The 24,314-nt window shown below is 60.5% G+C and carries 22 protein-coding genes and 3 pseudogenes; all 25 read right to left on the reverse strand.

The features are described 5' to 3' along the window. Position 1 precedes the first annotated feature (1 nt). Positions 2–1,450 carry an NAD(P)/FAD-dependent oxidoreductase gene (locus AC56QP_RS10085; protein WP_489859842.1) on the reverse strand — a complete coding sequence of 483 codons (1,449 nt, stop codon included), beginning with the start codon at positions 1,448–1,450 and terminating at the stop codon, positions 2–4. Continuing rightward, positions 1,395–3,161, reverse strand: a complete 1,767-nt coding sequence (locus AC56QP_RS10090) for a hydantoinase B/oxoprolinase family protein (protein WP_497103992.1) — start codon at positions 3,159–3,161, stop codon at positions 1,395–1,397. Before AC56QP_RS10090 ends, AC56QP_RS10085 begins: the two co-directional genes overlap by 56 nt. Before the next feature lie 175 nt (positions 3,162–3,336). After that, entirely contained in the window at positions 3,337–5,364 is a 2,028-nt protein-coding gene (locus tag AC56QP_RS10095; RefSeq protein WP_497100575.1) for a hydantoinase/oxoprolinase family protein, read from the reverse strand. 530 nt (positions 5,365–5,894) lie between these two features. Then, positions 5,895–6,059 (reverse strand): hypothetical protein, encoded by a 165-nt coding sequence (locus tag AC56QP_RS10100; protein WP_489859837.1) that lies wholly within the window; start codon positions 6,057–6,059, stop codon positions 5,895–5,897. A 33-nt stretch (positions 6,060–6,092) separates the two neighbouring features. Continuing rightward, positions 6,093–6,632, reverse strand: a complete 540-nt coding sequence (locus AC56QP_RS10105) for a LysR family transcriptional regulator (RefSeq protein WP_489859836.1) — start codon at positions 6,630–6,632, stop codon at positions 6,093–6,095. Positions 6,633–7,910: 1,278 nt separating this feature from the next. Then, on the reverse strand, positions 7,911–8,111 hold the full coding sequence (locus tag AC56QP_RS10110; protein WP_489859835.1) for a transporter substrate-binding domain-containing protein: 201 nt from the start codon (positions 8,109–8,111) through the stop codon (positions 7,911–7,913). A gap of 177 nt (positions 8,112–8,288) precedes the next feature. Then, positions 8,289–9,674 (reverse strand): annotated as a pseudogene (locus AC56QP_RS10115) (VirB4 family type IV secretion/conjugal transfer ATPase); the annotation flags it as partial. A 10-nt stretch (positions 9,675–9,684) separates the two neighbouring features. After that, a complete protein-coding gene (locus tag AC56QP_RS10120; RefSeq protein WP_489859834.1) occupies positions 9,685–9,966 on the reverse strand; it encodes a VirB3 family type IV secretion system protein in 282 nt (93 codons plus the stop codon). Next, a complete protein-coding gene (locus AC56QP_RS10125; RefSeq protein WP_489863636.1) occupies positions 9,966–10,250 on the reverse strand; it encodes a TrbC/VirB2 family type IV secretion system protein in 285 nt (94 codons plus the stop codon). The genes AC56QP_RS10120 and AC56QP_RS10125 overlap by 1 nt, the downstream gene beginning before the upstream one ends. Positions 10,251–10,294: 44 nt before the next feature. Next, complete coding sequence (gene trbB, locus AC56QP_RS10130; protein ID WP_489859833.1) at positions 10,295–11,278, reverse strand: P-type conjugative transfer ATPase TrbB; 984 nt, start codon at positions 11,276–11,278, stop codon at positions 10,295–10,297. A gap of 242 nt (positions 11,279–11,520) precedes the next feature. Beyond that, positions 11,521–12,453, reverse strand: coding sequence for a nucleotidyl transferase AbiEii/AbiGii toxin family protein (locus AC56QP_RS10135; RefSeq protein WP_489859832.1), 933 nt, complete (start codon positions 12,451–12,453; stop codon positions 11,521–11,523). Then, positions 12,411–13,271, reverse strand: coding sequence for a type IV toxin-antitoxin system AbiEi family antitoxin domain-containing protein (locus AC56QP_RS10140; protein WP_489859831.1), 861 nt, complete (start codon positions 13,269–13,271; stop codon positions 12,411–12,413). Before AC56QP_RS10140 ends, AC56QP_RS10135 begins: the two co-directional genes overlap by 43 nt. 175 nt (positions 13,272–13,446) lie before the next feature. Then, positions 13,447–13,884 carry a CopG family transcriptional regulator gene (locus tag AC56QP_RS10145; RefSeq protein WP_489859830.1) on the reverse strand — a complete coding sequence of 146 codons (438 nt, stop codon included), beginning with the start codon at positions 13,882–13,884 and terminating at the stop codon, positions 13,447–13,449. Positions 13,885–13,889: 5 nt separating this feature from the next. Next, positions 13,890–15,877 (reverse strand): annotated as a pseudogene (locus tag AC56QP_RS10150) (conjugal transfer protein TraG). A gap of 21 nt (positions 15,878–15,898) precedes the next feature. Then, positions 15,899–17,638, reverse strand: coding sequence for a relaxase/mobilization nuclease domain-containing protein (locus tag AC56QP_RS10155; RefSeq protein ID WP_489859829.1), 1,740 nt, complete (start codon positions 17,636–17,638; stop codon positions 15,899–15,901). Positions 17,639–18,192: 554 nt separating this feature from the next. Next, a complete protein-coding gene (locus AC56QP_RS10160; RefSeq protein ID WP_489859828.1) occupies positions 18,193–19,281 on the reverse strand; it encodes an IS110 family RNA-guided transposase in 1,089 nt (362 codons plus the stop codon). Between the two features lie 214 nt (positions 19,282–19,495). After that, positions 19,496–20,146 carry a lytic transglycosylase domain-containing protein gene (locus tag AC56QP_RS10165; RefSeq protein WP_489859827.1) on the reverse strand — a complete coding sequence of 217 codons (651 nt, stop codon included), beginning with the start codon at positions 20,144–20,146 and terminating at the stop codon, positions 19,496–19,498. Between the two features lie 126 nt (positions 20,147–20,272). Beyond that, positions 20,273–20,608, reverse strand: a complete 336-nt coding sequence (locus AC56QP_RS10170) for a DUF736 domain-containing protein (protein WP_489859826.1) — start codon at positions 20,606–20,608, stop codon at positions 20,273–20,275. A gap of 69 nt (positions 20,609–20,677) precedes the next feature. After that, on the reverse strand, positions 20,678–21,223 hold the full coding sequence (locus AC56QP_RS10175) for a S26 family signal peptidase (RefSeq protein ID WP_489859825.1): 546 nt from the start codon (positions 21,221–21,223) through the stop codon (positions 20,678–20,680). Beyond that, positions 21,220–21,738: a DUF2840 domain-containing protein gene (locus AC56QP_RS10180; protein WP_489859824.1), complete on the reverse strand. Its 519-nt coding sequence runs from the start codon at positions 21,736–21,738 to the stop codon at positions 21,220–21,222. Before AC56QP_RS10180 ends, AC56QP_RS10175 begins: the two co-directional genes overlap by 4 nt. A 104-nt stretch (positions 21,739–21,842) precedes the next feature. Continuing rightward, the gene (locus tag AC56QP_RS10185) at positions 21,843–22,124 is read right to left on the reverse strand and encodes a helix-turn-helix transcriptional regulator (RefSeq protein ID WP_489859823.1); all 282 of its coding nucleotides are present in this window, start codon (positions 22,122–22,124) and stop codon (positions 21,843–21,845) included. A gap of 129 nt (positions 22,125–22,253) precedes the next feature. Beyond that, on the reverse strand, positions 22,254–22,754 hold the full coding sequence (locus AC56QP_RS10190) for a DUF2285 domain-containing protein (RefSeq protein WP_489859822.1): 501 nt from the start codon (positions 22,752–22,754) through the stop codon (positions 22,254–22,256). Positions 22,755–22,878: 124 nt separating this feature from the next. Continuing rightward, positions 22,879–22,959, reverse strand: a pseudogene (locus AC56QP_RS10195) (transcriptional regulator domain-containing protein); the annotation flags it as partial. A 172-nt stretch (positions 22,960–23,131) separates the two neighbouring features. Then, positions 23,132–23,401: a DNA -binding domain-containing protein gene (locus tag AC56QP_RS10200; RefSeq protein WP_489859821.1), complete on the reverse strand. Its 270-nt coding sequence runs from the start codon at positions 23,399–23,401 to the stop codon at positions 23,132–23,134. Positions 23,402–23,578: 177 nt separating this feature from the next. Then, complete coding sequence (locus AC56QP_RS10205) at positions 23,579–23,905, reverse strand: DUF736 domain-containing protein (protein ID WP_489859820.1); 327 nt, start codon at positions 23,903–23,905, stop codon at positions 23,579–23,581. Positions 23,906–24,314 lie beyond the last annotated feature (409 nt).

Consider the following 24,314-nt stretch of genomic DNA (forward strand, 5'->3'; position numbering starts at 1 on the left):
CCTATTTTTTCCTCGCTTTGGTGCCAACAACGAGTGTCGCGGGAGCTAATCCCGCGAGAAAATTCGTAGTCGCCCCCACGCGTTTGCCGGCATGCTGAAGCACATCCTTGCGATGCACGGCTCGGAGTACTAGGCGACCGCCAATTTGCCTGAAGGGTTCGGGTGGAAAGCCTCCTGTGGGGCCTCTAATCAAGGCAGACGACGTGAGTTCGGTCCGCTGTTCCAGCGCCAAATCTTTCAAGAAGCGCGCGGCCAGTCGAGTTGGCCCGACTCCGTTGCCGGAGAACCCGCAAGCGTAGATTATGTCCTTGTTATTGTTCAGGTAGCCAAACAGAGGAAGCGCATCTCGAGTGCGATCGACTGGCCCAATCCAGCTTTGCTCAGCCTTCAGATTAGAGAATGCAGAAGAGTATCGATGAAACTCCGCTTCCATCAGCCGAAGCCGGGGAGCTGGACCCGTGAACCGCGACTCATTTACCCCCCGGTAGCCGATCTTGCCTCCACCCTTTCCGAACACGATTCGACCGTCGGGGCGAGCTTGAATGGCACCTACCATCAGCCGAGCGTCATTTACGACGGGGCCATCGGTCCAGCCCATTGCCTCCACGATTTCGGGGACTGGCCTGGTGGTTGCGAGTTCTGATGCAGCTACTAAAATCGAGGATCGAAACTCGCGCATGGCGCCCATCCATGCATTCATGGCAAGGATGAGCTTCTTGGGGCGCACGCAACCATACGGAGTCGTCACTTCAAGGAAACCGCGACGCCGAAACCGGTTCATTGGTGTTCGTTCGAAAATTCGGATGCCACTTTCTGTGGCAGTCCGCCGCAGCGCCAGGGCGAGCTCTGCGGGATGCACAGTTCCAGAGGAAGGATCGAGGACGCCAGCTTTGAATCCGTCAAGGCCCCACCGGGAGGAGATCTGTCTGCCCGTCAACTGTTCAAATTTAGGGAGGTGGCCAGCGTCCAGTGCGAGTTGTGTGCTCCTCCATGCTCCAACATGAGCGTCGCAGGTCGCCGCCCAAAGCCAGCCGCTGCGCCTAAATTCGGCTACTCTGTGCTGACGACAGAACTCTTCGATTTCATCGACCGCTGCCATAGACGCACGGACAAGCGAGCTAGCTTCGTCTGCGCCGCAGAGGGCTGTAAGTGCAGGTAGCCGACCAGCCCAACTCAAGACATATCCGGCATTTCGGCCACTGGCACCAGCGCCGCAGATATCCTTTTCGAGGATAATGATTTCAAGAGATGGGTCCGCCGCTTTGAGAGCGAGCGCCGCCCACAATCCGCAGTATCCCCCTCCGACTATTGCGATGTCACAACTTACATCGCCTCTCAATTGAGGTGCCGCGCTGAGGTCTCTGCCGAGAGCGTCGGCGAGCCAGAAAGAGTTTTTAGCGACGTTCATCGGAATGCGCACCCGATTCACCCAGCTGAAGATCGAGGCCATATGCCTCTAAAGCAGACTGCAGCGACACATAGCCGTCGTGCACGTCTGAGATCACCTTTTGTCGGTCGCGCTTTGTCGGATCACCGTAGCCGCCACCGCCAGGCATGAGCACACGTACGACATCCCCCTCTTTCAACTTGATATTGGAGTACTTGCTCGAGGACGCGCGACCGAATGCCTCGACCGCATTGCGCCAATCTACGCTCGACGTCGTGCGGAACAGCGTGGCACCTGTCATGCCGGCTTGGCCTCCGTCGAGCCCCCAAGCAGGGATACGGTGCCGGTTTGTCATCTGGTTGATTGAAATTGGTCCCAGTGCCACAAGGGTCCGAGACGTAGCCAGACCACCGCGAAATGTGCCAGCGCCGCCCGAGTCTGTCCGTAGCGAATACTCTTCGATCCGCCATGGGAACTTTGTTTCAAAGACTTCGACAGGGGTGATTGCGCAGTTGCCGTTGATTGAATCAAGAGTGCTATTGCCGTCGGCGAACTGTCTGCCACCATAACCGATAACCGAGAGATCAAAACCGGCAAAGGACTCGCCCAATTTCTCGTGATATCCACCGAAAGTCAGGCATCCATGCGTGCAACCCTCAGCCGCCATCACACGGTTAGGGAGTGCCTTGGATAAGGCGCCGAAAATGGCGCACACAACGATCGGATGCGTTTCAGTATTTCCGCCAACCTCGGCACCCGGGTAGTCGACATTCATGATACTGCCAGCCGGTGCGATGATCTTGATAGGCCTATAGCACCCTGAGTTCTTCGGTATTGTCTGGTCAGTTATGTGCAGGAACGCGTTGAAGACCGCAGACCATGCGACCCCCAGGGTTGCATTTATCGGCCCAGTGGCCTGAGGCGAACTGCCTGTGAAGTCGACAACCGCCTGCTCGCCCTGAATATGCACCGCGACAGCAATCTGATATTCTTTGTCGCGATCAATACCGTCGTCTTCAACTATGTCTTTAAACCGATATATTCCATCAGGTATTTTTGCGATCTCGGCCCGGGTTCTTCTCTCAGAATAATTCAGCAGCGATGCTACAATATTATCCAATCGCTCTGAGCCGTATTTCGTATAGAGCTCCTGCACTCGCCTTTCAGCAAGTGCCACGGAACTCAACATAGCCCTCATATCTCCGTAGTAGATGCGGGGCGTACGCACCTGGGCAAGAAGCAGCCGCCACACGTCGGCGTCATCCTGACCACGCTTGACGATCTTTACAGGCGGAACCCGCAGTCCCTCGTGGAATATCTCGGTGGCGTCGCCGGGAAAGCCGCCGGCCGCGATACCGCCCACCTCAACAAAATGTCCGACCGCAACGGCGAAAGCTACGATCCGACCTTCGAAGAAGATAGGTTTGAAGACAGTATGCTCTGGAGTGTGCAACCCCCCCCGATAGGGATCATTGTGAAGAATTACGTCTCCCTCCTCGATCGTGTCGAGAGGCGTTTCCTGGATCATTGTTCGGACGAGGAGCGGTATCCCGCCGATCTGCGACGGGCAGTGGTCGCCGTTCGCGATCAGTTCACCTGTTGGCGTGGCCAGTCCGCAACTGAAATCTTCTGACTCACTGAAGAGAGAAGAGTAGGCGGTACGCATGAGATTGATGCCCATCTCGCGACAGATGGACGTCAGCAAGCCTTCGATCACCGAGATGTCCACCGCCGATGCCGTGGCAACCGCACCTCCGCCGGCGTCGGTGCCCAATGGGATCTGCGGTGAGGCGATACCCCGCGCCTTTTGCGCGGACCACTCATTGCACCAGGCTGAACAGAACAACGTTTCTGATCCAACGTGGGTCTGACCCGCAAAAAGTAGCGCCCCGCAGTTTCTACACTTTAGGTATTTTTCGACGTAATACTTGTTCGGTGATAATTTCATGTTAGCGGAGTCCACTCTTGCGCGAAATAATCAAGTTGCCGAACTGATCCACCTTCATTGTTGCGTATTCAGGTACGACCGTCACCGAAGCAATTTCTTCTACCAGTGCTGGTCCATCAATCGTTGAACCCGCCCCAAGGTTAGATCGCCAGTATACTGGCGTATCCCGTGGCCCGTCCTCAAACACCACACGACGCATTCCAGTGGGCTGAACGTTCCTACCCGCCTCTTCGATCGTTTCGAATACCGGCTTTTCGGTCGCGCCGACCGCTGTCAGCTTGAGATTCACTATCTCAAGTTTTTCCTCGGGATTGTGATAGCCGTACCGCGATTGATGTGCTTCGTTGAATTTTCGGAAAAGACTCTTGGTGTTTGCCTCGTCGAAATTCATAAAATCGATGGGGACCTCGAGTTCATGACTCTGACCGAAATAACGCATCTCCACACTCGGCATGAGAATGACGTTGCCCCGATAGCCCTGCTCCTCCAATTCCTTCTCGGCTGCTTGTCTCAGAGCGCCAAGCACTTCCGTCAGCTTGTCACCCTGGAATGTGTTGGATGTCATGGGGACAGTGCGTTCGAGATCAACCCGAGCATCTGCTCGCAGAAAGCCGTAAGCGGAGAACTGACCGGGATAGTTTGGAACGATTGCTTTCTTGAGATCGCCTTCGGCCATGAGTTCCGCCACATGCAGCGGACCAGCTCCGCCAAAGCCAACAAGTGCGAAATCGCGCGGATCATGCCCCCGCTCAGTTAGCACAGCGCGCAGCGGCCCAAGCATGTTGTTGTTAACAATGCGCAGGATCGACCACGCGGTTTCTTCGAGTCCCAGCCCGATGGACTGTCCCAGGACTTCGATCGCGTGGACTGCCGCGTCCTTATCTAAACGATAGCTTCCCCCGAGGAAGTTATTTGGATCGATCCGCCCAAGGACCACATTTGCATCCGTGACGGTCGGCTTGGTGCCACCCCGTCCGTAGCAGATTGGCCCAGGCATTGCGCCGGCGCTCATAGGCCCAACGCGCAGCATTCCTCCCGTATCAACCCAGGCGATTGAACCTCCTCCCGCTCCGAAAGTCCTAATGTCGATCATCGGTACCTGGATGGGCAGGCCGAACTCGATCTCAAAGTTCGTCGTAAATGCTTCTGTAAAGTCAACGATGCTGGCGCAGTCTGTTGATGTTCCGCCTATATCGAGCGTAACGACATGGCTCTCGCCGATGGCCTTCGATAGATCACGCGCGCCGATGACGCCGCCAGTCGGCCCTGACACGGCGAGATTGATAGGCACCTTCGCGGCCGCGGTGAGCGCGACCTCGCCGCCGTTCGATTTCATCATAACGACGCGTGGATCGTCAGCTCTAGAGGAGAAGTACTGATCAATGCGCGCAACTTGCTGTTGAAGGAGCGGCTTTACATAGGCATCAGAGATCGTCGTTTGTGCCCGGGCGTACTCCTTCCACCTCGGCATCACGTCAAATGAAATCGAGATCGCGTGGTCCGGGAGTTCTTCGGCTAGTATCTCTCGCAGGCGCCGTTCATGTGCTGGATTAGCGTAGGAGAACAACAGGCACACAGCCACGGCATGAACTTGGCCTTTTGAACGGATCTGCCTAGCCACTTCCCGTGCGCCATGTTCGTCCAACGGCTTCAGGATCTTGCCATCGGCATCTATCCGCTCGTCCACCTCATAAGCATTTCGCCGTTGAATCAGAGGGGCCGTCTTGACCCAGGTGATATCGTAGCTTCCCTTGCGCTTTCCGCTCTGGATGAACGGGATATCCCGAAAGCCTCTTGTGGTTATATATGCAACGTCTGCGCCGCGGCGCTCCAGAAGTGCATTCGTAGCAATTGTCGTTCCAAGCCGAAGATATTCGATTGAATAGTCGCCGAACTTCTCCAGGCCTGTAACGATTCCTTTGATTGGATCGCCAGACGTAGTTAGGTTCTTCCAGGCTTCGACTTTTCCTGTTTCGCGGTCAAACGATACGAAATCCGTAAACGTCCCACCGACGTCTACACCAAGCATTTTTCCCACTAGATGACCCTTCAGGTTCCCACTGTCGGCACTTCTTGCGCCGCCGGTCCGTTAGTTCCCGCAACGTTATGAGGTCGCTGAGGCCTCGCAGCACTCTACAAAATTCGCCTGCTCTCATCGCTCGGCTTTGGAAGACGGAAACAGAGTTTCACAAAGGAAACAAAATGTCAACGGTGAATTTTTGTTGCGCAGACTGAACCGTCTGTTGCAAGAGTTGAAATGGTTCTTGTTGGATTCCGCACTCAACAATCCACCGGGAGCTGCCGGAATGGCCTCCTTTAGTCCAGCGCGGTCGAGATTTTACGACGCATACCGCACATGCTGCGAAGAGGTTGTGCTTCCGCCCAGCAGACCCGATTGCAATCGCCCTGAAGACAGGTCCGCGTGAAATCAGAAATTTCCCTCGTGCAACTAGGTTTCTCTTGCGAAAAAATGAGCGGTAGCTGTTGGTTGGCCAGGGCCCAATCTCACTAACCGGCACTTGCGAAGGGAATAATGCGGGCATTCAGCGCCTCGCTTGCTCAGCATTGGCGGCAGGTGTGGTCGATCGGGGTGATGCTTATGCCGCGGCCGGAGGCAACCGCCTGAAGCCCGGAGTTGACGGTGGCCGCCTTGAAGACCACGTTGGCCGGCCTGTCGAAGCGGTATTCATTGGCGAGCCAGTAGTCGCGCCATACGCCGGGCACCGGGGCGGCGACGTCGGCTCGTCGAATATGTCATCAAGTTCGACGAGCGAGATGGTGCCCCGTCGGCAGGCACACGACGCATTTCTCGATGTTGACAATTTCGATGTCGTCGAGATCGACAGGTGGCCGAATGATGCCGCAATCGACCTTGCCGTCCCCCAGGCCTGCCGTCGGATCCGAGAAATCGAACTCCTGCAGGTGCAGTGAGACACCCGGGCGCATTCGTTCGAACTCACGAATGATCGCCGGAATGAACTGAACGGCGGTGCCGATCATGTAGCCGACGTGCAAGCTGTTCTTCAGGGCAAGCTGCAGCGCCCTCGCCTCGCCCTGGAACAATTCGATGTCCTTGTCCCGCGTCCGCGCTCTTACCAGCAGCCTCTCTCCGGACTGGGTCAGGCTCACGTTGCGGGTGGTGCGCTCGAATACCGGAAAGCCAAGCGTCTCCTCGAACTGGATGATGGTCTGCGAAAGCGCCGGTTGCGAGACGTTCAGCCTTTCAGCGGTGTGCGCAAAGCTCCTTTCCTCAGCCACGGCGATGAAGGCGCGAATATGCCGGGCTTGGATATTCATAAGCCTCACCTATTAATCGTTCCGTCATTCGTCCTTGTTTTCAAGTGCTCCACATGAATAATCGCAAACTAGGCCATAAGTTGAGCTGAGCCATGAGTATCAGCCATACAGAGTCTTCCAGGGTCACCGCGTCTTGGAGCGCGGCATGCGATCTCTAATCCATGACCCGGTGAAGGGCGACAAGTCCAAGCTCACCCTGGTGCGTGCCAGTGGTAGGCTTTGGGCTCTGCTTTATTCCGACGCTGTCGGCATCGCTCGCCCCCCGCTTGCTCGGCGCGCCGTGCGGCGTGCTCAACGGCATGTCGATAGCGCAGCAGTTCGGCGAGTCCGGCACGTGCTCGGCGCGGCCACGGGCGATTCCACGTCCTGTTCGCCTCGCTGTCGAGCCGGCCGAACTTTCCCTATCCTCCGGAGTTCGACTTCAGGAGCTACATCAGGCTCTACGCCAACACCGTTTATCAGAGCGCCTTCCTCAGCAGCCTGATCATTGCGAGGTGCACTACGGCGTTAAGCCGGAGCCTTCTCAATGAGGCTTTGAAGTAGCGCGTATACCGTGAAAGATGCCGGCCCCGGCAACCGTCGGCACGCTAAGGAAGAAGGGCGTATAAACTGCAGTCCTGCGCGCGTCCGCAACAGTGGACGGTTGTCGCGCGCAGGACGGAGGAAATTCGCCCCCGCCGCGGGCGGTTAACGGGACAGCCGTAGGAGCGTCAGCATAGCGCCGGCCGCAGCACGGGACGCGGGACCGACTGTCCCCGTCCGCGGCGGTCCGCTTTTTTTGCGTCAGGATGGAAGCCAACCGGCCGAGATCGCGCGATCCCCATTCTCGACAAGTCCGGCGGCTGATCGGCGACGATTCTCTGCCTTCGGTGACCAAAGGGTTTGTCGCCGCTCGACTTGTTTCGGTCAGCCGCAGCAGCGAAGCCGGAACTGGTGGTTTGATGAGTGGGGGAAAGGCGGTAGCGCTCTCCCGCTACCAAAATCTAGTTAACTAACTGAAAAATATGAGAAAAGCTCCTCTTATGGTAGCGCCCCCGAGTGAAATTTCGCAATAAAATCAAGGGAGCATCCCAATCAAACCGCGCCTCACTGAGGCGTCACGTCGATACCAAAAACCGAAGCCGACGGTGACCTAATCGTGCCATCCTGCTAGGCCTTGTCGAACATTGCCTTGAGTTCGGTGCCCTGCTTGCGCATACCGACGCCAGCGCCATTGCCCATCACGCAACCTTGAAAACAGGGTGTCGCAAATGTGTAGCAGATCGAAGCACACGGTTTTCAAAAGGCGATAAGCTCTTCGCGCTCCCGCGTTGTGGCGACGTCGGCCATGAGAGCATCATACTTGCCAACGTTGAGTGCCGGGATCATGTTGTCGAAGGAGCAGTCAGCCGTGATCGCGTATTTGACCTTCATTCTGGCGCAGTGATCAGTGGCAAAACCAATTTCGAAGCCGGCGAGCGTACCATCCGGCTTGGTCATTCCTTGGCAGATTGTTTGATCCACCCGTTCGCAATTGCATCAACAAATATCATTTCGGCAGCGATGGCGAGTTCAGGAGCATTCTGATGGATTGCTTCTGTCAGCTTTCGCACTCTGGCCTCGTCGACGGCGAAGTCGACCCATGTGCCGCCTCCGACAACATGATCTAGCAAAAGTGGCTGAAAACGCAAGAAGCACCGACTTACCCGCGCCGGTGGGGCCGACGACGAGCGTGTGGCCAACATCACCGACGTGCAGGGACAACCGGAACGGGGTGGAGCCTTCGGTTTTGCCGTAAAGCAAAGGGGGGCTACCGAAATGCTCGTCCCGTTCCGGCCCCGCCCACATGGCAGAGAGGGGAATCATGTGGGCGAGATTGAGCGTCGAGAGAGGCGGCTGGCGGACATTGGCGTAGGCATGTCCGGGCAATGAGCCGAGCCAAGCATCGACGGCGTTGACGGTTTCGACCATAGCCGTGAAATCGCGGCCCTGGATGACCTTTTCGGCAAGGCGCAGTTTCTCGTCTGCGAGACGCGGATCGGCATCCCAGACTGCGATCGTCGCAGTGACATAGGCCAAGCCCGACATGTCGGCGCCGAGTTCCTGCAAGGCCATGTCGGCGTCGACCGCTTTGTTGGAGGCGTCCGTGTCCATCAGCACGGACGCCTCGTTGGTCATCACCTCCTTCAGGATCGCTGCTATGCTCTTGCGTTTGGCAAACCACTGGCGCCGGATTTTCGTCAGCAGCTTCGTGGCGTCGACCTTGTCGAGCAGGATCGCGCGCGTCGACCATCGATAGGGAAAGGCAAGCCGGTTGAGCTCATCGAGCAGACCCGGCGTCGTCGCGGTCGGAAAACCGATGATGGTGAGCATGCGAAGATGCTGGTCCCCAAGACGCGGCTCGAGCCCGCCCGTTAGGGGCTCGTCGGCCAACAGCGCATCGAGATAGACAGGCGTCTCCGGCATGCGCACACGATGGCGCTTCGTCGAAACAGTGAAGTGCAGGTAGGTCAGCGTCTCGACATCGTCCAGCCAACGGCATTCCGGCATGAAGCCATCGAGCAGCGAGAGCACGCGCTCGGTGCGGTCGACAAAGGCGCGCAGGATCTCACGCGGATTCACGCCGGACTGTTCGCGTCCCTCGTAGAGCCAGCCTTCCGTACGCGTGGCCTCCTCGGCGGGCGGCAGATAGAGGAAGGTGAGGAAGTAGCTCGAGACGAAATGGACGCCTTCTTCCTCGAAGTCAGCCTTGCGTTCGGCATCGACCAGGCCGGAGGCCGCGTCGGGAAACTGGCTCTCGGGATACGTTGCCGCCTCGTGGCGCTGAGCCTCCACAAAGATGCTCCAACCAGAGCCGAGGCGACGGAAGGCATTGTTGATGCGCGAGGCGACCGCGACCAATTCGGCCGCGACGGCGGAATCGAGATCGGGTCCGCGAAACTTGGCGGTGCGCTGCAAGCTGCCGTCCTTGTTCAAGACGACGCCAGGGGCGACAAGAGCGGCCCATGGCAGATAGTCGGCAAGGCGGCTGGCGCTACTGCGAAATTCGGCAAGGTTCATCATGGCCACGTCCTCAAACCGACAAATGACTGGGAAGTCGCAGATGCCGGCGGCCGACTTCGAAAAACAGCGGATCGCGCTTCGCGGCCCATACCGCGGCGGCATGGCCGAGCGCCCAGATGATGAGGCCGACCAGCCAAAGGCGCAGGCCGAGACCGACCGCGCCGGCAAGCGTGCCGTTCAGGATCGCGATGGAGCGCGGCGCGCCGCCGAGCAGGATGTGCTCGGTCAGTGCCTTGTGAACAGGAACGATCCATCCCGGCACCGCGTCGAGCTGTTCGAAAGCGGTCGCCATCAGATCAATGCTCCGCCGCCGAACGAGAAGAACGACAGGAAGAAGCTGGAGGCCGCGAAGGCGATCGACAGGCCAAAGACGATCTGGATCAACCGCCGAAAGCCGCCCGACGTATCGCCGAAGGCGAGCGTCAGCCCCGTCACAATAATGATGATGACGGCAATGATCTTGGAGACCGGCCCCTCGATAGACTGCAGGATCTTCTCGAGGGGCTGCTCCCACGGCATCGACGAACCGGACGCATTGGCGGCGGGAGCAATGGCGACATTGACAATAAGGATCATGGCAACGGCAACCGCATTGCGGTAGCCGCGTGTAAGGGCGGCGATCATGAGTTCTCTCCTGTGTCGGTAGGTTTGGCTTGAATGATGCGATAGTCGCCGTCGGGGCCGAGACCTTCGACGCGCGCGAGTTCGGCAAGCCGCCGCGCCGAGCCGCGTCCGGCAACCACCGCGACGAGGTCGATGGTTTCGGCAATCAGCGCACGAGGAACGGCGACGACGGCCTCCTGGATGAGTTGTTCGAGCCGACGCAACGCGCCGATACCGGAGCCGGCATGGATGGTACCGATTCCGCCGGGGTGGCCTGTGCCCCATGCCTTGAGCAGGTCGAGAGCCTCCGGACCGCGAACTTCGCCGATCGGTATGCGATCGGGCCGCAGACGCAGCGACGAGCGAACCAGGTCAGACAGGGTAGCAACGCCATCCTTGGTCCGCATGGCGACAAGATTGGGAGCCGCGCACTGCAGTTCGCGCGTGTCCTCGATGATGACCACGCGGTCAGACCCTCTGGCGACTTCGGCAAGCAAGGCGTTGGTCAGCGTCGTCTTGCCGGTTGATGTGCCGCCGGCGACAAGGATATTGTGACGGGTGGCGACGGCGGCGCGCAACGTCGCTGCCTGTTGTGCGCTCATAATGCCTGCCGCCACATAGTCTTTGAGTGTGAAGACAGCGACAGCAGGTTTACGGATTGCGAAGGCAGGCGCTGTCACGACAGGCGGCAGCAACCCTTCGAAGCGTTCTCCGGTGTCCGGCAACTCCGCCGAGACGCGCGGCGAGCGGCTATGCACTTCCGCGCCGACATGATGGGCGACCAGTCGCACGATCCGCTCGCCGTCTGCGGCTGAGATCATCTCGTCCGTCCCGGACAGACCCTCGGCGAGCCGATCGACCCAAATCCGGCCATCCGGGTTCAACATCACTTCGACGATTTCGGGATCGTCCAGGAACCGGCTGATAGCCGGCCCGAGCGCCGTGCGCAGCATGCGCGAGCTGCGCGCTCGTCCTTCGGTATCGTTGTGCGAAGCAGCCATGTTGTCCCCGTTTCGGTCGGGAACAATTCAGTCGGTCCCCGCTTGGGGATGATCAAAAGAGCCAGAAATTCCGCTGATTCAACAAGTTTCCATTGTCGTCGTAGCACAGCGTGCAAATACAGGTGAACGGCGGCGGGCCCGAGAACGTCAAATGCCGGGCGGCCGGCCTCCGCCAAGCTTGGTTACGCTTGAACGTCGATGTATTCGCTAATCAGCTTGGGATTCGTTGACCAGCGGCAGACCTACTTGGCTTGCCTGGAACTGAGGCCGAGCGCATTCTCCAACTTCTCATATGCCTGACGGTGCTTGTCTCGCTGCATGCGTTCCAGATTGTGCATTTTCCAGCGAACCGCGGGAAGCTTGTCGGCCTCTTCGATACCTAGCAGGTTCCAATCCGGGCGCCTTGCCTTGAAGGACAGGAGGAATTTGCGCTGATCCTCGGTCAGGGCCTTGTTGAGGTCTGCGATCAGGCGTTCGCGGACGGCCAGCAGTTCGTCGAGGCTGACCTCGATCTGGGACATACGAACGAATTCGCCCTCGTAGATGCCGGCGATATCCTTGCGCGTTGGCTGCAGCAGTTCGGCCATAGTCCGGTTGTGGCTGATCAGGTAGACCAGAAATGTCCTGACCAGGTCCTCGGTGAGGCCCTCGTTTTCAAAGAGCAGTTTCACATCGAAAAGATCCCGCGGGTGCTGCCTGTCGAGCGCGGCGCAGATCTTTCCGGCATAGAGGTCCGGGATGGAAAGAAGCTGCATTTCGATGTAGCCAAACTGCTCCTCGACCGCGGGCGACACTTCGCGCGGTTCCTCGGGAAACACGGATCCACGCAGGACCGGCGAGAGCTCGATCTTGATGCGATCGCTGCCTTGCGCGACGAAGAGGCGAAGTGCATCTGCCTGATGCTCGAAAGAGCGAACAATCTCGGTGCCAGGCATCGCGGCGATGACGGCGTCCGCGATGCGGGCAAGCGCCTCCGCGACGTTCCTCAATGCCGCGTCACGATCGTCCATTGGCAGATAGACAAGATCGATGTCGACAGAGAGGCGCGGCAGGTCGCGGATAAAAAGATTGATCGCCGTGCCACCCTTTAGGGCAAACGACTTCTCCACCGCCACCAGCGGCAAGATGCGGGTCAGGAGGCGGACTTGTCCGTAGTAGGGGCTGGCGGTGTCCACATCTCCTCCGGAACGGTTATGCGATACTTTGGATCGAGTCTGCCGCCCTTGGCCAGAACTCTGTTGCCGCTGCCAAGGCCGAGATCATCGAGCGCTTCGGGAGGGGGCAGCTTTTTAAGCCATGCGTAAGCGTTGCGTTCTGCCATCCAATAGAACAGCCGGCGGACCTTGACGTTGGTGCATTTGCGCAGCAGCTGCTCCATGCGCCGCGGCGAAAGCGTCGTCATACCCTGAAGCAGCTGATTGGCATGTTCGAAGGAGATCGCCTCGGGAACATCCATCAGCACCTCAAGGTAGGCCCGTTCTGGCGACGACAAGGTGACAGGCCAATAAACTTGCCGCCGGCCCGGAGGTTCGACATCTTTGAGTGTGCGCTCGACCGGATCATACTCCCGGTGAACGAAGCCGAATCCCAACAGCGAGGAAAGGCGGTTGTGGCGGACGAACCGTACGGCCGGTATCGCATGGTTCAGCCAGGCCGGCAAAGCATCCTTGCTGTAAAGATGCACTGATCGTTGGCGCGACAGCGGCAGGTAGTGCGCAAATCCTTGCAATTCCAGTGCGGTAAGCCCACCGACATTAAGATCCTTGCTGAATATGGTTTCCAAGGCGGCCACGACGCCTTGCCAGGTCAAATGCGTGCCTGGCCGCACATATACGCCCGGCGCCAGCGCTTTGAGCTGCTTGCTTTTGAGCAGGTTGTCGAGGGCGTGACGATCAAACTGCGGGCTTTGCTGCGTCAGCCAATGCTTCGTCACTAGAAGCCCCTCGGGCATCAGGGTTTGAAGCAGTTCTCGGCGATCGGCATTCGTGGGCATTGGGTTTATAGATTTTGATGTATGCGGCAATCATCGCCGCATTTCTTCATTTCGATAAACTAGCACATGTGGCCGCAGTTTACAATAATGTCAATTTGCGGCGACCATCGCCGCAACTATGAAAAACTGTAAACGCCGCCAAAGTAGAGGCGCCACTCTCGTGGCCACTGTCAGCCTAAATCCCACCTGTCTCGGTCGGGTGGATATCGTCCGAAATCTCCTGTCGCAGTTTCGGCCCTTTCGCCAGCCGCCTCCCCAAGGCGGTGACGAAGGCTTCGTAGCGTTCGGCGGCCTTGCCCCGCGCGGCCTGGGCGGCGGGCTCTGGCAAGGCAGGCGTTGCCGCGAGCCAGAAGCGGACGAACACCGCCAGGGTCTCGACCGCGATGCCTATATCCCGTTCCTGCCGGGCCAGACGGCGATCGACCTGGTCAAGGCGCTTGGCGATCGCCGCTTCGCGGCGCTCATCCGCATCCGGCGACAGGAACGACGCAATCGCAGCCTCCGCGATCATGGATTGGGATTGATCGCGCCGGGCCGCATAATCGCCAAGCATCGTCATAATGGTCTGATCGAGGTAGACCGAAATCTGCACCTTCTTCTTGCCACCTGTCATGGGAGCTACAACTCCATGCCATCATCAGGGTCGAGCGAGACCTGCCGCGCGACGCCCTGCATCAGGCGCGCTAGGCGCCGATTGCGAACCGCATCATCGTCGTCGCTGTCGTCGGCCGGGCTGATCTCGAACTCATTGTCGATCGGAGCGGTTTTTTCGACTGGCCGCGCACGATTGAGTTCGGGTTGATGACGTCGCTCCGATCCCGTCGGATCTCCATCGTCCTGCTGGGGCATGAGGAGATCCTCGCTGACTTCAGCGTGGACCAGCGACTGCAGGTGACTCCAGTCGTCAACATTGGCCGATTGGGATCGGCCCAACTCGGGTGGCGGGAGGACGCGTTCGCGGAAGCGGACATCCTCATAGTAGCGCGCCTTCTTCGCCCGGATCGGCGGTGCTCCCGCCACCATGACGATCTCGTCGGTCGGGGGAAGCTGCATGATCTCGCCTGGCGTCAGCAACTGGCGGGCTGTCTCTTGCCGCGAGACCATCAGATGTCCGAGCCAGGGCGAGAGCCGATGGCCGGCATAGTTCTTCATCGCCCGCATCTCGGTCGCAGTGCCTAGCGCGTCAGAGACGCGTTTTGCGGTCCTTTCATCGTTCGTGGCGAAGCTCACACGAACATGACAGTTGTCGAGGATAGAGTTGTTCGGACCGTAGGCCTTCTCGATCTGGTTCAGCGACTGCGCAATGAGAAAGCTTTTCAGCCCATAGCCGGCCATGAAGGCCAGGGCGGACTCGAAGAAGTCGAGCCGGCCGAGGGCCGGAAACTCGTCCAACATCAAAAGCAGCCGGTGGCGGCTGGCCTTGGTATGCAGATCCTCGGTGAGGCGACGTCCAATCTGATTGAGGATAAGGCGAATAAGGGGTTTGGTCCGATTGATGTCCGAAGGCGGCACGACGAGATAGAGCGTTGCCGGGCGTTTCTCACCGACGATGTCGGTGATCCGCCAGTCGCAATGCCGGGTTACCTCGGCGACGACGGGATCGCGGTAGAGACCGAGAAAGGACATCGCGGTGGAGAGCACACCCGAGCGTTCATTGTCGGATTTATTCAGCAGCTCGCGCGCCGCACTGGCGATGACCGGATGCGGGCCAGCGTCTCCTAGATGCGCGGTCTTCATCATTGCTGCCAGGGTGGACTCAATCGGACGCTTTGGATCGGAGAGGAAGCCAGCGACCCCGGCCAGTGTCTTGTCCTTCTCGGCATAGAGGACATGCAGGATCGCGCCAACCAGCAGCGCGTGAGAAGTCTTTTCCCAGTGGTTGCGCTTCTCGAGACTCCTTCCGGGTCGACCAGAATGTCGGCGATGTTTTGGACATCGCGGACCTCCCATTCGCCGCGGCGCACTTCCAGCAAGGGATTGTAGGCCGACGATTTCGAATTGGTCGGGTCAAAGAGCAGCACACGACCGTGGAGAGCGCGGAAGCCGGCTGTGAGCTGCCAGTTCTCGCCCTTGATGTCGTGGACGATCGCCGAGCCCGGCCAGGTCAACAGCGAAGGCACCACCAGGCCGACGCCCTTGCCGGATCGGGTCGGAGCGAAGCACAGCACATGCTCGGGACCATCGTGGCGCAGGTAATGGCGTTCATAGCGCCCGAGCACGACACCGTCGGCGCCGAGCAGGCCGGCAGCCTCCACCTCCCTCCTCTCGGCCCATCGCGCCGAGCCATAGGTGTAGACGTTCTTGAGCTCACGCGCCCGCCACACCGACATGCCAATTGCAACGACGATTGACAGGAAGCCGCCGGACACGGCGATCAATCCGCCTTCCACGAAGATACCTGGTGCATAGGCGTCGTAGAAGTACCACCACCAGAACAGTGCGGGCGGATAGTAGACGGGCAGTCCGGCAACCTCGAACCAGGGGTGACCGAGCCCCGTCTGGAAACCGAGTCTCCATGCGGTCCATTGCGTCGCCCCCCAGGTCGTCAACAGGACGATCAGGAAGACCGTGAGGATCTGACCCCATAGGATTTTCGTGGCGGACATTGCAGGTCCTTTCTGGGGTTGTCAGAGGCCAAGCCCCCTCTTACGGCCAAAGCTCCAATCGACACCTCCGCCATCACGGGCAACACCGGAGACGTGCTGGCCGAGATGCTTTTCGAGAGAGGGCGTCCAAGGAACGAGCTGGAAGCCGAGGCCGTCGTCGATCATGGCGAAGCGGCCGGAGGCCAGCATCAAGCGCTGACGATAAGTGCCGGCGACATAGCCTCCGGTAGCGACACGGTTGAAGGGCCGTCCGGTTTCGTCCGCGAGCTTGTCGCCATGCATCTCCAGTTCCCGGCGGCGCAGCGTGTCGAGTAGGTTGCGAGCGAAGACAACCCGCCTTCCCTGCCGCTCTGCGAGCCCCTGATCGACAAGGTGTTCGGCGCGCCTGTTCAAGGCGTGGCGGACCTCGTCGCCGAAGCCAGCTTCGGCCATGGCGACAGGCTCGCGGGCGATCGCCTGGCGGTCGAGCCAGGTCGCACCCGATGCCGCAACTTGTTCATCCAAACCAAGATCGGAGCGCACTGCCAGAGCTGCCCGGCGTTGGCCGCGCGCGTCATCGAATTTGCGCAACTCGACGATCGATCCGGGCAGGCTGTCGCCCGAAGCTTCCAGGTCGGAAAGTTTGATGTGATGCGTGCGTCCGTCGACGCCGTCAATGACAGCATAGGCTGTCCCGCGCAGTTCGTCGTCGAGCCCACGCTCGAGCAGCCGCCCGATAATGGGCGCATCAAGACTCTCTGCAGCCAGAACGTAGCTCGCTGGACCGCGCTCGATGCTTTGTTCACTCAGCGCGCGGTGCATGCGTTTGATGATGTCGCCACGTTCGCCGAGCTCGCGCAGCGCGGCTTCGGCCCGCTCGTCGACTATCCATTGACCAGGTCCGAGTTGCTCGGCGAGACCGAGGGATTCGAGCTTGCGCAGGCGGCCGACCTTCATCGCATGAAACTCGTCGGGTGGCTTGTCGGCCCGTGGGGCGAGATCGATGACACCGTCGTCGCGCCCGTCGCGAACCAGCTGGCGGTCCAGTTGTGTCCAACGCTCGGACTGGATCTGGCTTTCGAGCGTCCGGCGGATATCGAGATCGGTGCGTGGCCCCAATTCCTGGGTGATCAACTCCCGAGCCCGGTCACGCATGCCTTCCTTGATATAGTCACGCGAGATGACCAGATCCTGGCCGTCGTCACGAACACCACGCACGATCAGATGGAGATGCGGATGCCCGGTGTTCCAGTGATCGACCGCTACCCAGTCGAGCCGCGTGTCCAGGTCCTTCTCCATCTGTCCCACCAGTTCGCGGGTGAAGGTTTTGAGGTCCGCCATGTCGAGGGCGTCGTCCGGCGAGACGATGAATCGGAAATGGTGCCGGTCGTCCTTGGCGCGCATAGCAAAGGCCGCACCATCGGCTTCCTCGGCCCCCGGGCCAAACAATTTCGCCTTCTCTCCGTCGCGGGTTACTCCCTCGCGCCGCAAGTAGGTGAGGTGTGTGCCAAGCGAGGCGGCCCGCAGGGAGTGGCGGACAACGCGTGCCTTGACGACAGCGCCACGCGATCGTGAGGTGACGAAGCGATTGGCTTGGATGCTGGCACGCTGGCCGTGGCCAAAACGGGAGCGGTTGCTGGGAACAATCCGGCCCGAGCGCGAGATGGCGCCGCCAGCCTTTTTCGCCGCGGCGAGGGCCTGCGCGATGAAAGGCCGGGCCTGCTGGGCGCGGGTCGAGCGGATCCGGCCAGGCCGAATGCGAAACTCCCGCTCCCTATCCATCGCGCGTCACCGCAACGTGTAGAAAAAGGCGCAAATTCAGTAATGTAGGCGTTTCGCACACATTGCGCCGGTGGTTGGCAATGTGCGCAACACGCCAGAATATCGAGCAAGAACAACCGCCCAACCGACGCACAATGTGCGGCCTTTTATCCTGCCGTCTTAATCGGTCGTATTTTCCGCGACTTTCTTTCCATCGTCGTTCCTCTTCAAAATTACGATAATAGACTATTCTATGCCCTAAACCACGATCCCGTACTCTTGCGTCGAGTTCCGATGCGCCGTGCAGTCTTCCGCGCTCTGCGACGGCGTAGCAGCGCTGCTTATTTGCAGCACGGGAACCGTCGTGGCGCACTTTTCCATCGGAGTGACGGAGCATCGTCACAGGCAATCCGGCGCGGTCCGGCCGTCTCGCGATCGGCGCGGCCGCAGGCAAGATAACGTGCGTTCCGTCGTTCCTGGTCTGCATCGGTCCTCATCCGCCGGAGCGGATTCCTTGTCTCAGATGGCGTCCGTCAACGTGCCGGTGCCATGCGTTTCAACTGTCGGTCTTCTGCTCATCGATGCGCTCCGAGCAGCTTGCGGGCTTTGTCATGGGCACGGCGCGCGGCGTCCGCCTGGCTTGCCGCCGGATCGCCGACATAGAACGTGCCGTCGGTCCAGATCGCGTGCATGATCACCGCCAGCTTGCGCGCCACGGCGACACAGGCCTTGCGGTGGCAGGAGCGTTTGGCGATCGCCTGGCCCCAGCTCTTAACCTTGTCCCTGCCCTTGAAGCGCGTCATCAGCCCCGACGCCGCCTCGTAGAGCGAGCGTCGAACATCGGCATCGCCGGCCTTCGATATACGACCCTGAACGTCGATCGAGGTGCCCGACTGCCAGCGCCGCGAGGTCAGCCCGAAGTAGGCCGCGACGTCGCGTGAGCGACGGAAGCGTGACGGATCGTCAATCGCCGTCATGAACGAAAGTGCTGTGACGGGGCCGACGCCAGGAATTGCCATGAAGCGTCGGCACAGTTCGCTGCGCGCCACCATTTTCACGACGAGATCGTGCAGCCGGCAATACTGTCTCCACAGCGCTGCGCGCGCCGACAGCATGGCGTCCATCAGCTCGGACGACAGCGGGTCGTCCGCCACCGCGGTGCGCACCGTCTGCTCGAAAGCCCCTCGACCGACCTTGCCTAGGCGGATGCCGAACGCCTTCAGCGAATGGCGGATGGCGTTCTCAAGGTCGAGGAACTTGGCCTTCAGATTGCGCCGGTGCGTCAGCAGAAGCTTGGTCCGGTAGCAGCTTTCCGACTTGATATGGGCCTGGCGGAACCAGCCGGTGCGCATGATATGGGCGATGCCGAGCGCATCGGCCTTGTCGGTTTTGTTGCGCTGCGCCGACATCGCGGCGCGCACGTGCTGCGTCTCCAGGCAGACGGCCGGCAGGCCGAGTTTCTTGAGTTCCGGATGCAGCCAGGGCGACAGTGATCCTGCTTCGTGGCCCACACGCCGCAGGCGCGGCAGAAACGGCTTCAACGTCGCAAACAGCGCGTCGGGATCAGTCACCGTCGTCATCTCAAGATGCACAACGCCATGATCGTCGACGACGCACACCGCTGTTTCGTCCATCGCCACGTCCAGTCCGCAAAAGAATTCCATCGTTCGCCTCCTGCGTTGCTTCACAGGAGCAGATTTTGCCGCCGAGTCGCCGGCCATCGCCAGTTGACTAGCGGTCGACGCACAGTTTTGCTGCTCGGCCATGCGCTCGCCCCGATTACGGGCGGCAATCCCCCGGTCGTGGTGCCTGCCCCTGTCCTTTCCGCGCGCCTTGGCACGCTGAAGCACGAGATGATGCGACGGGCCCCGGGGTGTCTCATGGCGCGGCCCTTTCGTTTGTTTTAGGCACGAACAGGCCAGTTGACTGCGGCGCGACGTTTGGCGGTCCGCCCTTTGTCTGGGACCTTGAGGCGTCATCGCGCGGACGGCCCTGCTGCATTGCATAAGCGGTCGCACTTCCGTTCCGCTGCGCGACGAAGAGCGGCGCAAACTTCCAGCCAGGCCGTGCGGATACTGCCGAACTGATTGCTTTTGTCATGCCGTCGTCGACGATGGCGGCCGCAACGGCGGCGACATAGGCGCGCGTCTCCGCAGGCAGGCGCCGGCCTTGTAAGGACATCTCGTAGCGCCCCGGACCAGCATTGTAGGCAGCAATCCAGCCAGGGAATCCGTAGCGATCAAGCAGTTCGCGAATATAGGCCGAGCCCGCGATGATGTTGTCGCGTGGATCGTAGGGATCGCCGCCAAGGCGATACCGGGCGCGCAGATCGGACCAGGTCTCGGGCACGATCTGCATGAGGCCCATCGCGCCCTTGCGCGATGTGGCGCGTACGACGCCAGCGCTCTCGGCGGCAAGGACCGCGCGGATCCATGCGGGCGGAAGACGGAAGCGACTTGCCGCTTCCGCGATGTGGGCCTCATAAGGACTTCGCACCGACGGCGTGACGACTGTCCGGTCGTGCGCCACCGCAAGTGCAGGAAGGACGCATGTGATGCAGAGGCCGCCAAGCAGCGCGAGAGCCGGCCGTGTGGCCGAGCGCAGCAGGCTGTGCGATCCCGGATGGCGTGTCGACCGTCGGCGCGCGGACATCGCTCAGTCCTTCTCGGCGCGGTCGCGCGGACGGGACCACTGCAAGGACCAGGACTTCTTGTCGTGGCTGTTCTGGAACAGATTGGCGCGGATCGGTTGCGCGAAGGTCGGGTCATCTATCAGGAGCGACACGAACTCGCCGGCCTTTTCACCGGAGCGTTTCCACCCAGCCCCGATCGCGGGGCCGTCCTCGCTGCCAGCGTGCACCCGGTAGTCGGGCGCGTTTTCCACATCGCTGGCTTCGGCCGCGATGATCGCGACATCGAGGTCGAGGCTGAGTGTTAGGATGTGTCCCGAATAGCCGGTTGTATTGCGCGTGAATTCTCCGATCTGAGGCATGTCGTGTCTCCTGGGGCTGATAGACCGCGGTGATGAGAGGCGGCATGAAATGGACCGCCGTTAGCGCGCTCACCGCGTTCGCGCGCGCCATTCAAAGCGACCGTCGCCTTGCTCGTCGGTCCACAGCGGGACCGCGCGGCCAATAATCTGATCGGTGGAGACGAGGCCGAAATATCGGCCGTCGAGGCTGTCTCGTACCTGCCGGTTCATGAGGAAGACGGCGCCGACCGGGATACGCTGGCAGCCCTGCCAGCGTGGCAGATCGCGCCCGGCGCGATCGCGCTCAAGTGCAACGCCGACTACCAGACCATCTACCGAGATGGTGAGTTCATGCCGGCACAAGGTTTGACCGGAAACCGCCACGATGTGCTTGAGCAAAAGCACGCCCTTCGGTAGATAGGCTCGGGCGGCAAGGAATGTTGCGAGCGGCTCAGGCGGCACGACGGCGACGAGTTCGCTCACCGACAACGGCCCGCCGCCGTCGATCCGGTAGAGGCCAACCGGAGCGCTGGCCGAAGCATTCCAGACCAGCTTTGGCGTCAGAACGGTGAGACCGGGGAAGAGCACGCCTACGGTCGCCAGCCCAGTAGCGAGCATAATTGCGGACCGGCTCATAGCTGCACCTGCCGCCGAAGCAGGTAAGCTCGATGAAGATCAAGCGTGTAGGCGCGAGGATCCTGGCCAGCCGTCATCCGGTTGTGGACGTGCCGCCAGTGGTCGGGCGAAACCGCTTCCGGATCGATGTCGAGTTGCTCGATACCGTCGATCGTCTGCAGCACACGCTCGACCTTGGGCCAGCCTTCCATCTTGAGCAGGATGTCGCCGCCAGGGCGCACGAAAGGCAGCGTCTGATGGGCTTGGCTCTGCCCGACAGCGCGCACGATATCGACGCGCGAGATGATCGTGCCGAAGTCGTTTGCGGCCCAGCGGACGAAGGCAAAGACAGTGCCGGAGCGAAATGAAACGATGCGCCGGCGTCGATCGAGTACCTTCTCCCTGGCAACCGCACCGAAGCGGATCCAGTACTCGATCTTCTTCTCGACCCATGTCAATTCGACATGCGTGAGGTCTTCGTCCTGCATGGCGCCGGGCGCCGATCTGCCTGTACGGAAGTCAACGACAACGGCCATCGTCTGTCTCCTCATCTTGTGGGCGAGCACGGCTGCGTTGCGCTGTTGCTGTTGCTGTCCCTGGTCTGCCTGCGCGATGAACGGCCGCGCAGATCGTCCGCGGCTTAGCGCCCATACCGTCCGGTCTGGCTCGAAGGCGTTGGCAAATGGCGCTTGGCGGGAAGGACGGAGCCGCGCGGATCAGAGGTTGAGGTCACGGCCCCGCGTTCGGCCCAGGCCTGCAGATCATCGACGGCATAGACGACGCGGCCGCCGAGTTTGCGATAGGCAGGACCGGTGCCGTAGGTGCGGTGCTTCTCGAGCGTGCGGGCTGACAGGCTGAGGAATTCGGCGGCTTCCTTCGTGCGAAGAAAGCGTGGCGGCAAAAGAGCTAGATCCGGTCGCATGTTTCAGGCCTCCGTGGGGGTTCAGCGAACCGCTGGCGTTCAGCGGCGGACGGCGATCACGGTGGCGGAAAGACAGGGTCGGAGGGGATGGGGAAGATCAGGGGAGCCAAAATCACCACCCCGATCCCGCTAGGAGCGGCGGCGATGGCGTAGGAGTTGCAGATAGCCGCCGCCGATCATGGCAGCGCCAGCTCTGGCGAGACCAATCACCGTGTCCCGCAACGAGGAGGTTTTCCAGGGAGCAGAAGCGACACGCTCTGTCCCAAAGAAAGTGAAGGCGATCTCGCGGTAACTGGCGCCGTTCGTGCGACCGTCGGAGGCCTGCATCATCAGACGCAGGCGACGCCGTTGCTGAACGGTCATGCGGGTGTCAGGCGGCACAGACCACCCATGATAGCCGCGCCAGAAACGGACAAGGGCTTCGACCCGCTCCAGTGTCTGGGAATCCAGTGGGATCAAGGCCGACAGTGAACGGCTTGTCTCACTACCGGGAAGAAGGAGCAGCTGTGTGGCGATGCCCCTGTCGTGGACGGCATGAGACCCTTGAGGGCTGTCGCGATAGGTGCCGAGTCCGACGAGCGCAAAGGGCTCGGCCGAAAGGAATTCCGGAGACGGCATGAGGGTCAGCACAGCCGGATCGGCCAGGGGCGACCAGAGAACGTCTTGCGTCAACGCGGACAAATCCGGCCGGGCCGGGAAATCGCAGCCCCCAGCGCCGCTGTGCTTCCAGCGCGAAGGGTTCCTCCTCGGCTCCTGCACTAGCGAGCGCTTGATAGTACCTCTGGTACGAATTGGAGCGTCGCAGACATTCCCAAGCGAGGCCTTCGATTGGCAAGCTGTCGAAGAAGTCGTAGCTGTTGTTGTCCCGCCAACGCGACGTGTTCGGTTTCGTCGAGCGGTTCCTCGCGAAAACTGCAGGTTGTGCTCGATTCGATTCCGAACTCTGGCGGATGACGGAAGACCCAGCGGAGGCATCGCGTGATGCTCTTTCGGCATCACCTGCCGGACTAAGTTCGCTTGGGGTCAGTCTGGCCCAGGAGATAACGGTAGCCGGTGCGCGTCATCCAGCGTGCCCGCGCCAGGTGACTATCATGGACGCGTCGGGCACGCTGCGGCTCCACTGCTGGATCGATCCCGAAGAGAACCTTGACCACCTCGCGCCAATCGGCGCCGTCAGCGTCGGCGTCGAACAAGCGCATGTAGAGCTTGACGTGGCTGCGATCATAGTCGGTTAGTTCGTCGCCGGTCGGTGCAGTTTCGTCAAAAGGCCCAATCATCGTTATTCCCTCGCGCGACGCAGAGGCAAACCTTACAGGTGCGACGTCGTTCTTGGAGGAGGCCAGGCGCGCATCACGCGATGCTGTCCTAGCATCGCCCCTGCCGCTCGCTATGCCGACTATTGTTTGATCGAGAGGTCCCGCCCGGATGGACCGGGCGGGACCGATGCGAGCGAGCTACTCAGCGTTCCGACGGCTGGGGCGAGACCAGATGAGGCTGTGGCCCTCACCGTCCTCGTCATCGAAGAGGTTGGCGAAGATCGGAGCGGTGAAGCTCGGATCGTCGAGCTTGAGCCCCAGATAGGCGCGGCCTTCGTTGGACTGCTTGGCCCAGGCGGCGCCGATTTCTGCGCGGCCGACGAAGACGCGGTGGCTTGGAGCGTTGTCGCCGTTTGCGCGGGTTTCGGGGACGATGCGGACGCCGCGGGCCTGGACGCTGAGGGTGACGATTTCGCCAGTGAATTCGTTGTTGCCGGACTTCTTGAAGGTGCCGATGGTAGCCATGGTAATTCTCCTTGATCCTGTCTGTTAACGAGTCGCACCATTGCGGTCTCGATGATGCTCGCAAGGCCGGAGGCGACCGCCGGCGCACCCAAGGGCCGCAGCGAAGCGGAGGACGGCGCGAGAGCGACTTTGTTGTGCCGCGAGGAATGACGGCGCAGCCGTCAGGGGAAGAAAGTCGCGTTGCGCCGTTGCGTTACAGGCGGTCGAGGCGAAGCCGGTCTTCGGACTAAAAACACCAATCGATGAGACCGCTTCGGTGTGCTCGCTGCGACAGGGCTGAACCAAGGAGATGTGGCGGCCAATGCCCGACTTTGCCCGGCATGTCGCTTCACGGTCGAACGGTACTCTTTTGTCTCGGGCTCGCCCTTTCGCCTCCGCATTGGCCGGGGCGCCATGGCGAAGCCCTGAA

Source organism: Mesorhizobium sp. RCAM 05104 (assembly GCF_059683645.1).

Coding starts and splice junctions, on each gene's coding strand:
- AC56QP_RS10085 (WP_489859842.1), bottom strand. CDS start 1,450: ATGGCCTCGATCTTCAGCTGGGTGAATCGGGTGCGCATTCCGATGAAC.
- AC56QP_RS10095 (WP_497100575.1), bottom strand. CDS start 5,364: ATGCTTGGTGTAGACGTCGGTGGGACGTTTACGGATTTCGTATCGTTT.
- AC56QP_RS10105 (WP_489859836.1), bottom strand. CDS start 6,632: ATGAATATCCAAGCCCGGCATATTCGCGCCTTCATCGCCGTGGCTGAG.
- AC56QP_RS10110 (WP_489859835.1), bottom strand. CDS start 8,111: ATGACCAAGCCGGATGGTACGCTCGCCGGCTTCGAAATTGGTTTTGCC.
- AC56QP_RS10120 (WP_489859834.1), bottom strand. CDS start 9,966: ATGGCGACCGCTTTCGAACAGCTCGACGCGGTGCCGGGATGGATCGTT.
- AC56QP_RS10125 (WP_489863636.1), bottom strand. CDS start 10,250: ATGATCCTTATTGTCAATGTCGCCATTGCTCCCGCCGCCAATGCGTCC.
- trbB (WP_489859833.1), bottom strand. CDS start 11,278: ATGGCTGCTTCGCACAACGATACCGAAGGACGAGCGCGCAGCTCGCGC.
- AC56QP_RS10140 (WP_489859831.1), bottom strand. CDS start 13,271: ATGCCCACGAATGCCGATCGCCGAGAACTGCTTCAAACCCTGATGCCC.
- AC56QP_RS10145 (WP_489859830.1), bottom strand. CDS start 13,884: ATGACAGGTGGCAAGAAGAAGGTGCAGATTTCGGTCTACCTCGATCAG.
- AC56QP_RS10155 (WP_489859829.1), bottom strand. CDS start 17,638: ATGGATAGGGAGCGGGAGTTTCGCATTCGGCCTGGCCGGATCCGCTCG.
- AC56QP_RS10160 (WP_489859828.1), bottom strand. CDS start 19,281: ATGGAATTCTTTTGCGGACTGGACGTGGCGATGGACGAAACAGCGGTG.
- AC56QP_RS10170 (WP_489859826.1), bottom strand. CDS start 20,608: ATGCCTCAGATCGGAGAATTCACGCGCAATACAACCGGCTATTCGGGA.
- AC56QP_RS10175 (WP_489859825.1), bottom strand. CDS start 21,223: ATGAGCCGGTCCGCAATTATGCTCGCTACTGGGCTGGCGACCGTAGGC.
- AC56QP_RS10180 (WP_489859824.1), bottom strand. CDS start 21,738: ATGGCCGTTGTCGTTGACTTCCGTACAGGCAGATCGGCGCCCGGCGCC.
- AC56QP_RS10185 (WP_489859823.1), bottom strand. CDS start 22,124: ATGCGACCGGATCTAGCTCTTTTGCCGCCACGCTTTCTTCGCACGAAG.
- AC56QP_RS10200 (WP_489859821.1), bottom strand. CDS start 23,401: ATGATTGGGCCTTTTGACGAAACTGCACCGACCGGCGACGAACTAACC.
- AC56QP_RS10205 (WP_489859820.1), bottom strand. CDS start 23,905: ATGGCTACCATCGGCACCTTCAAGAAGTCCGGCAACAACGAATTCACT.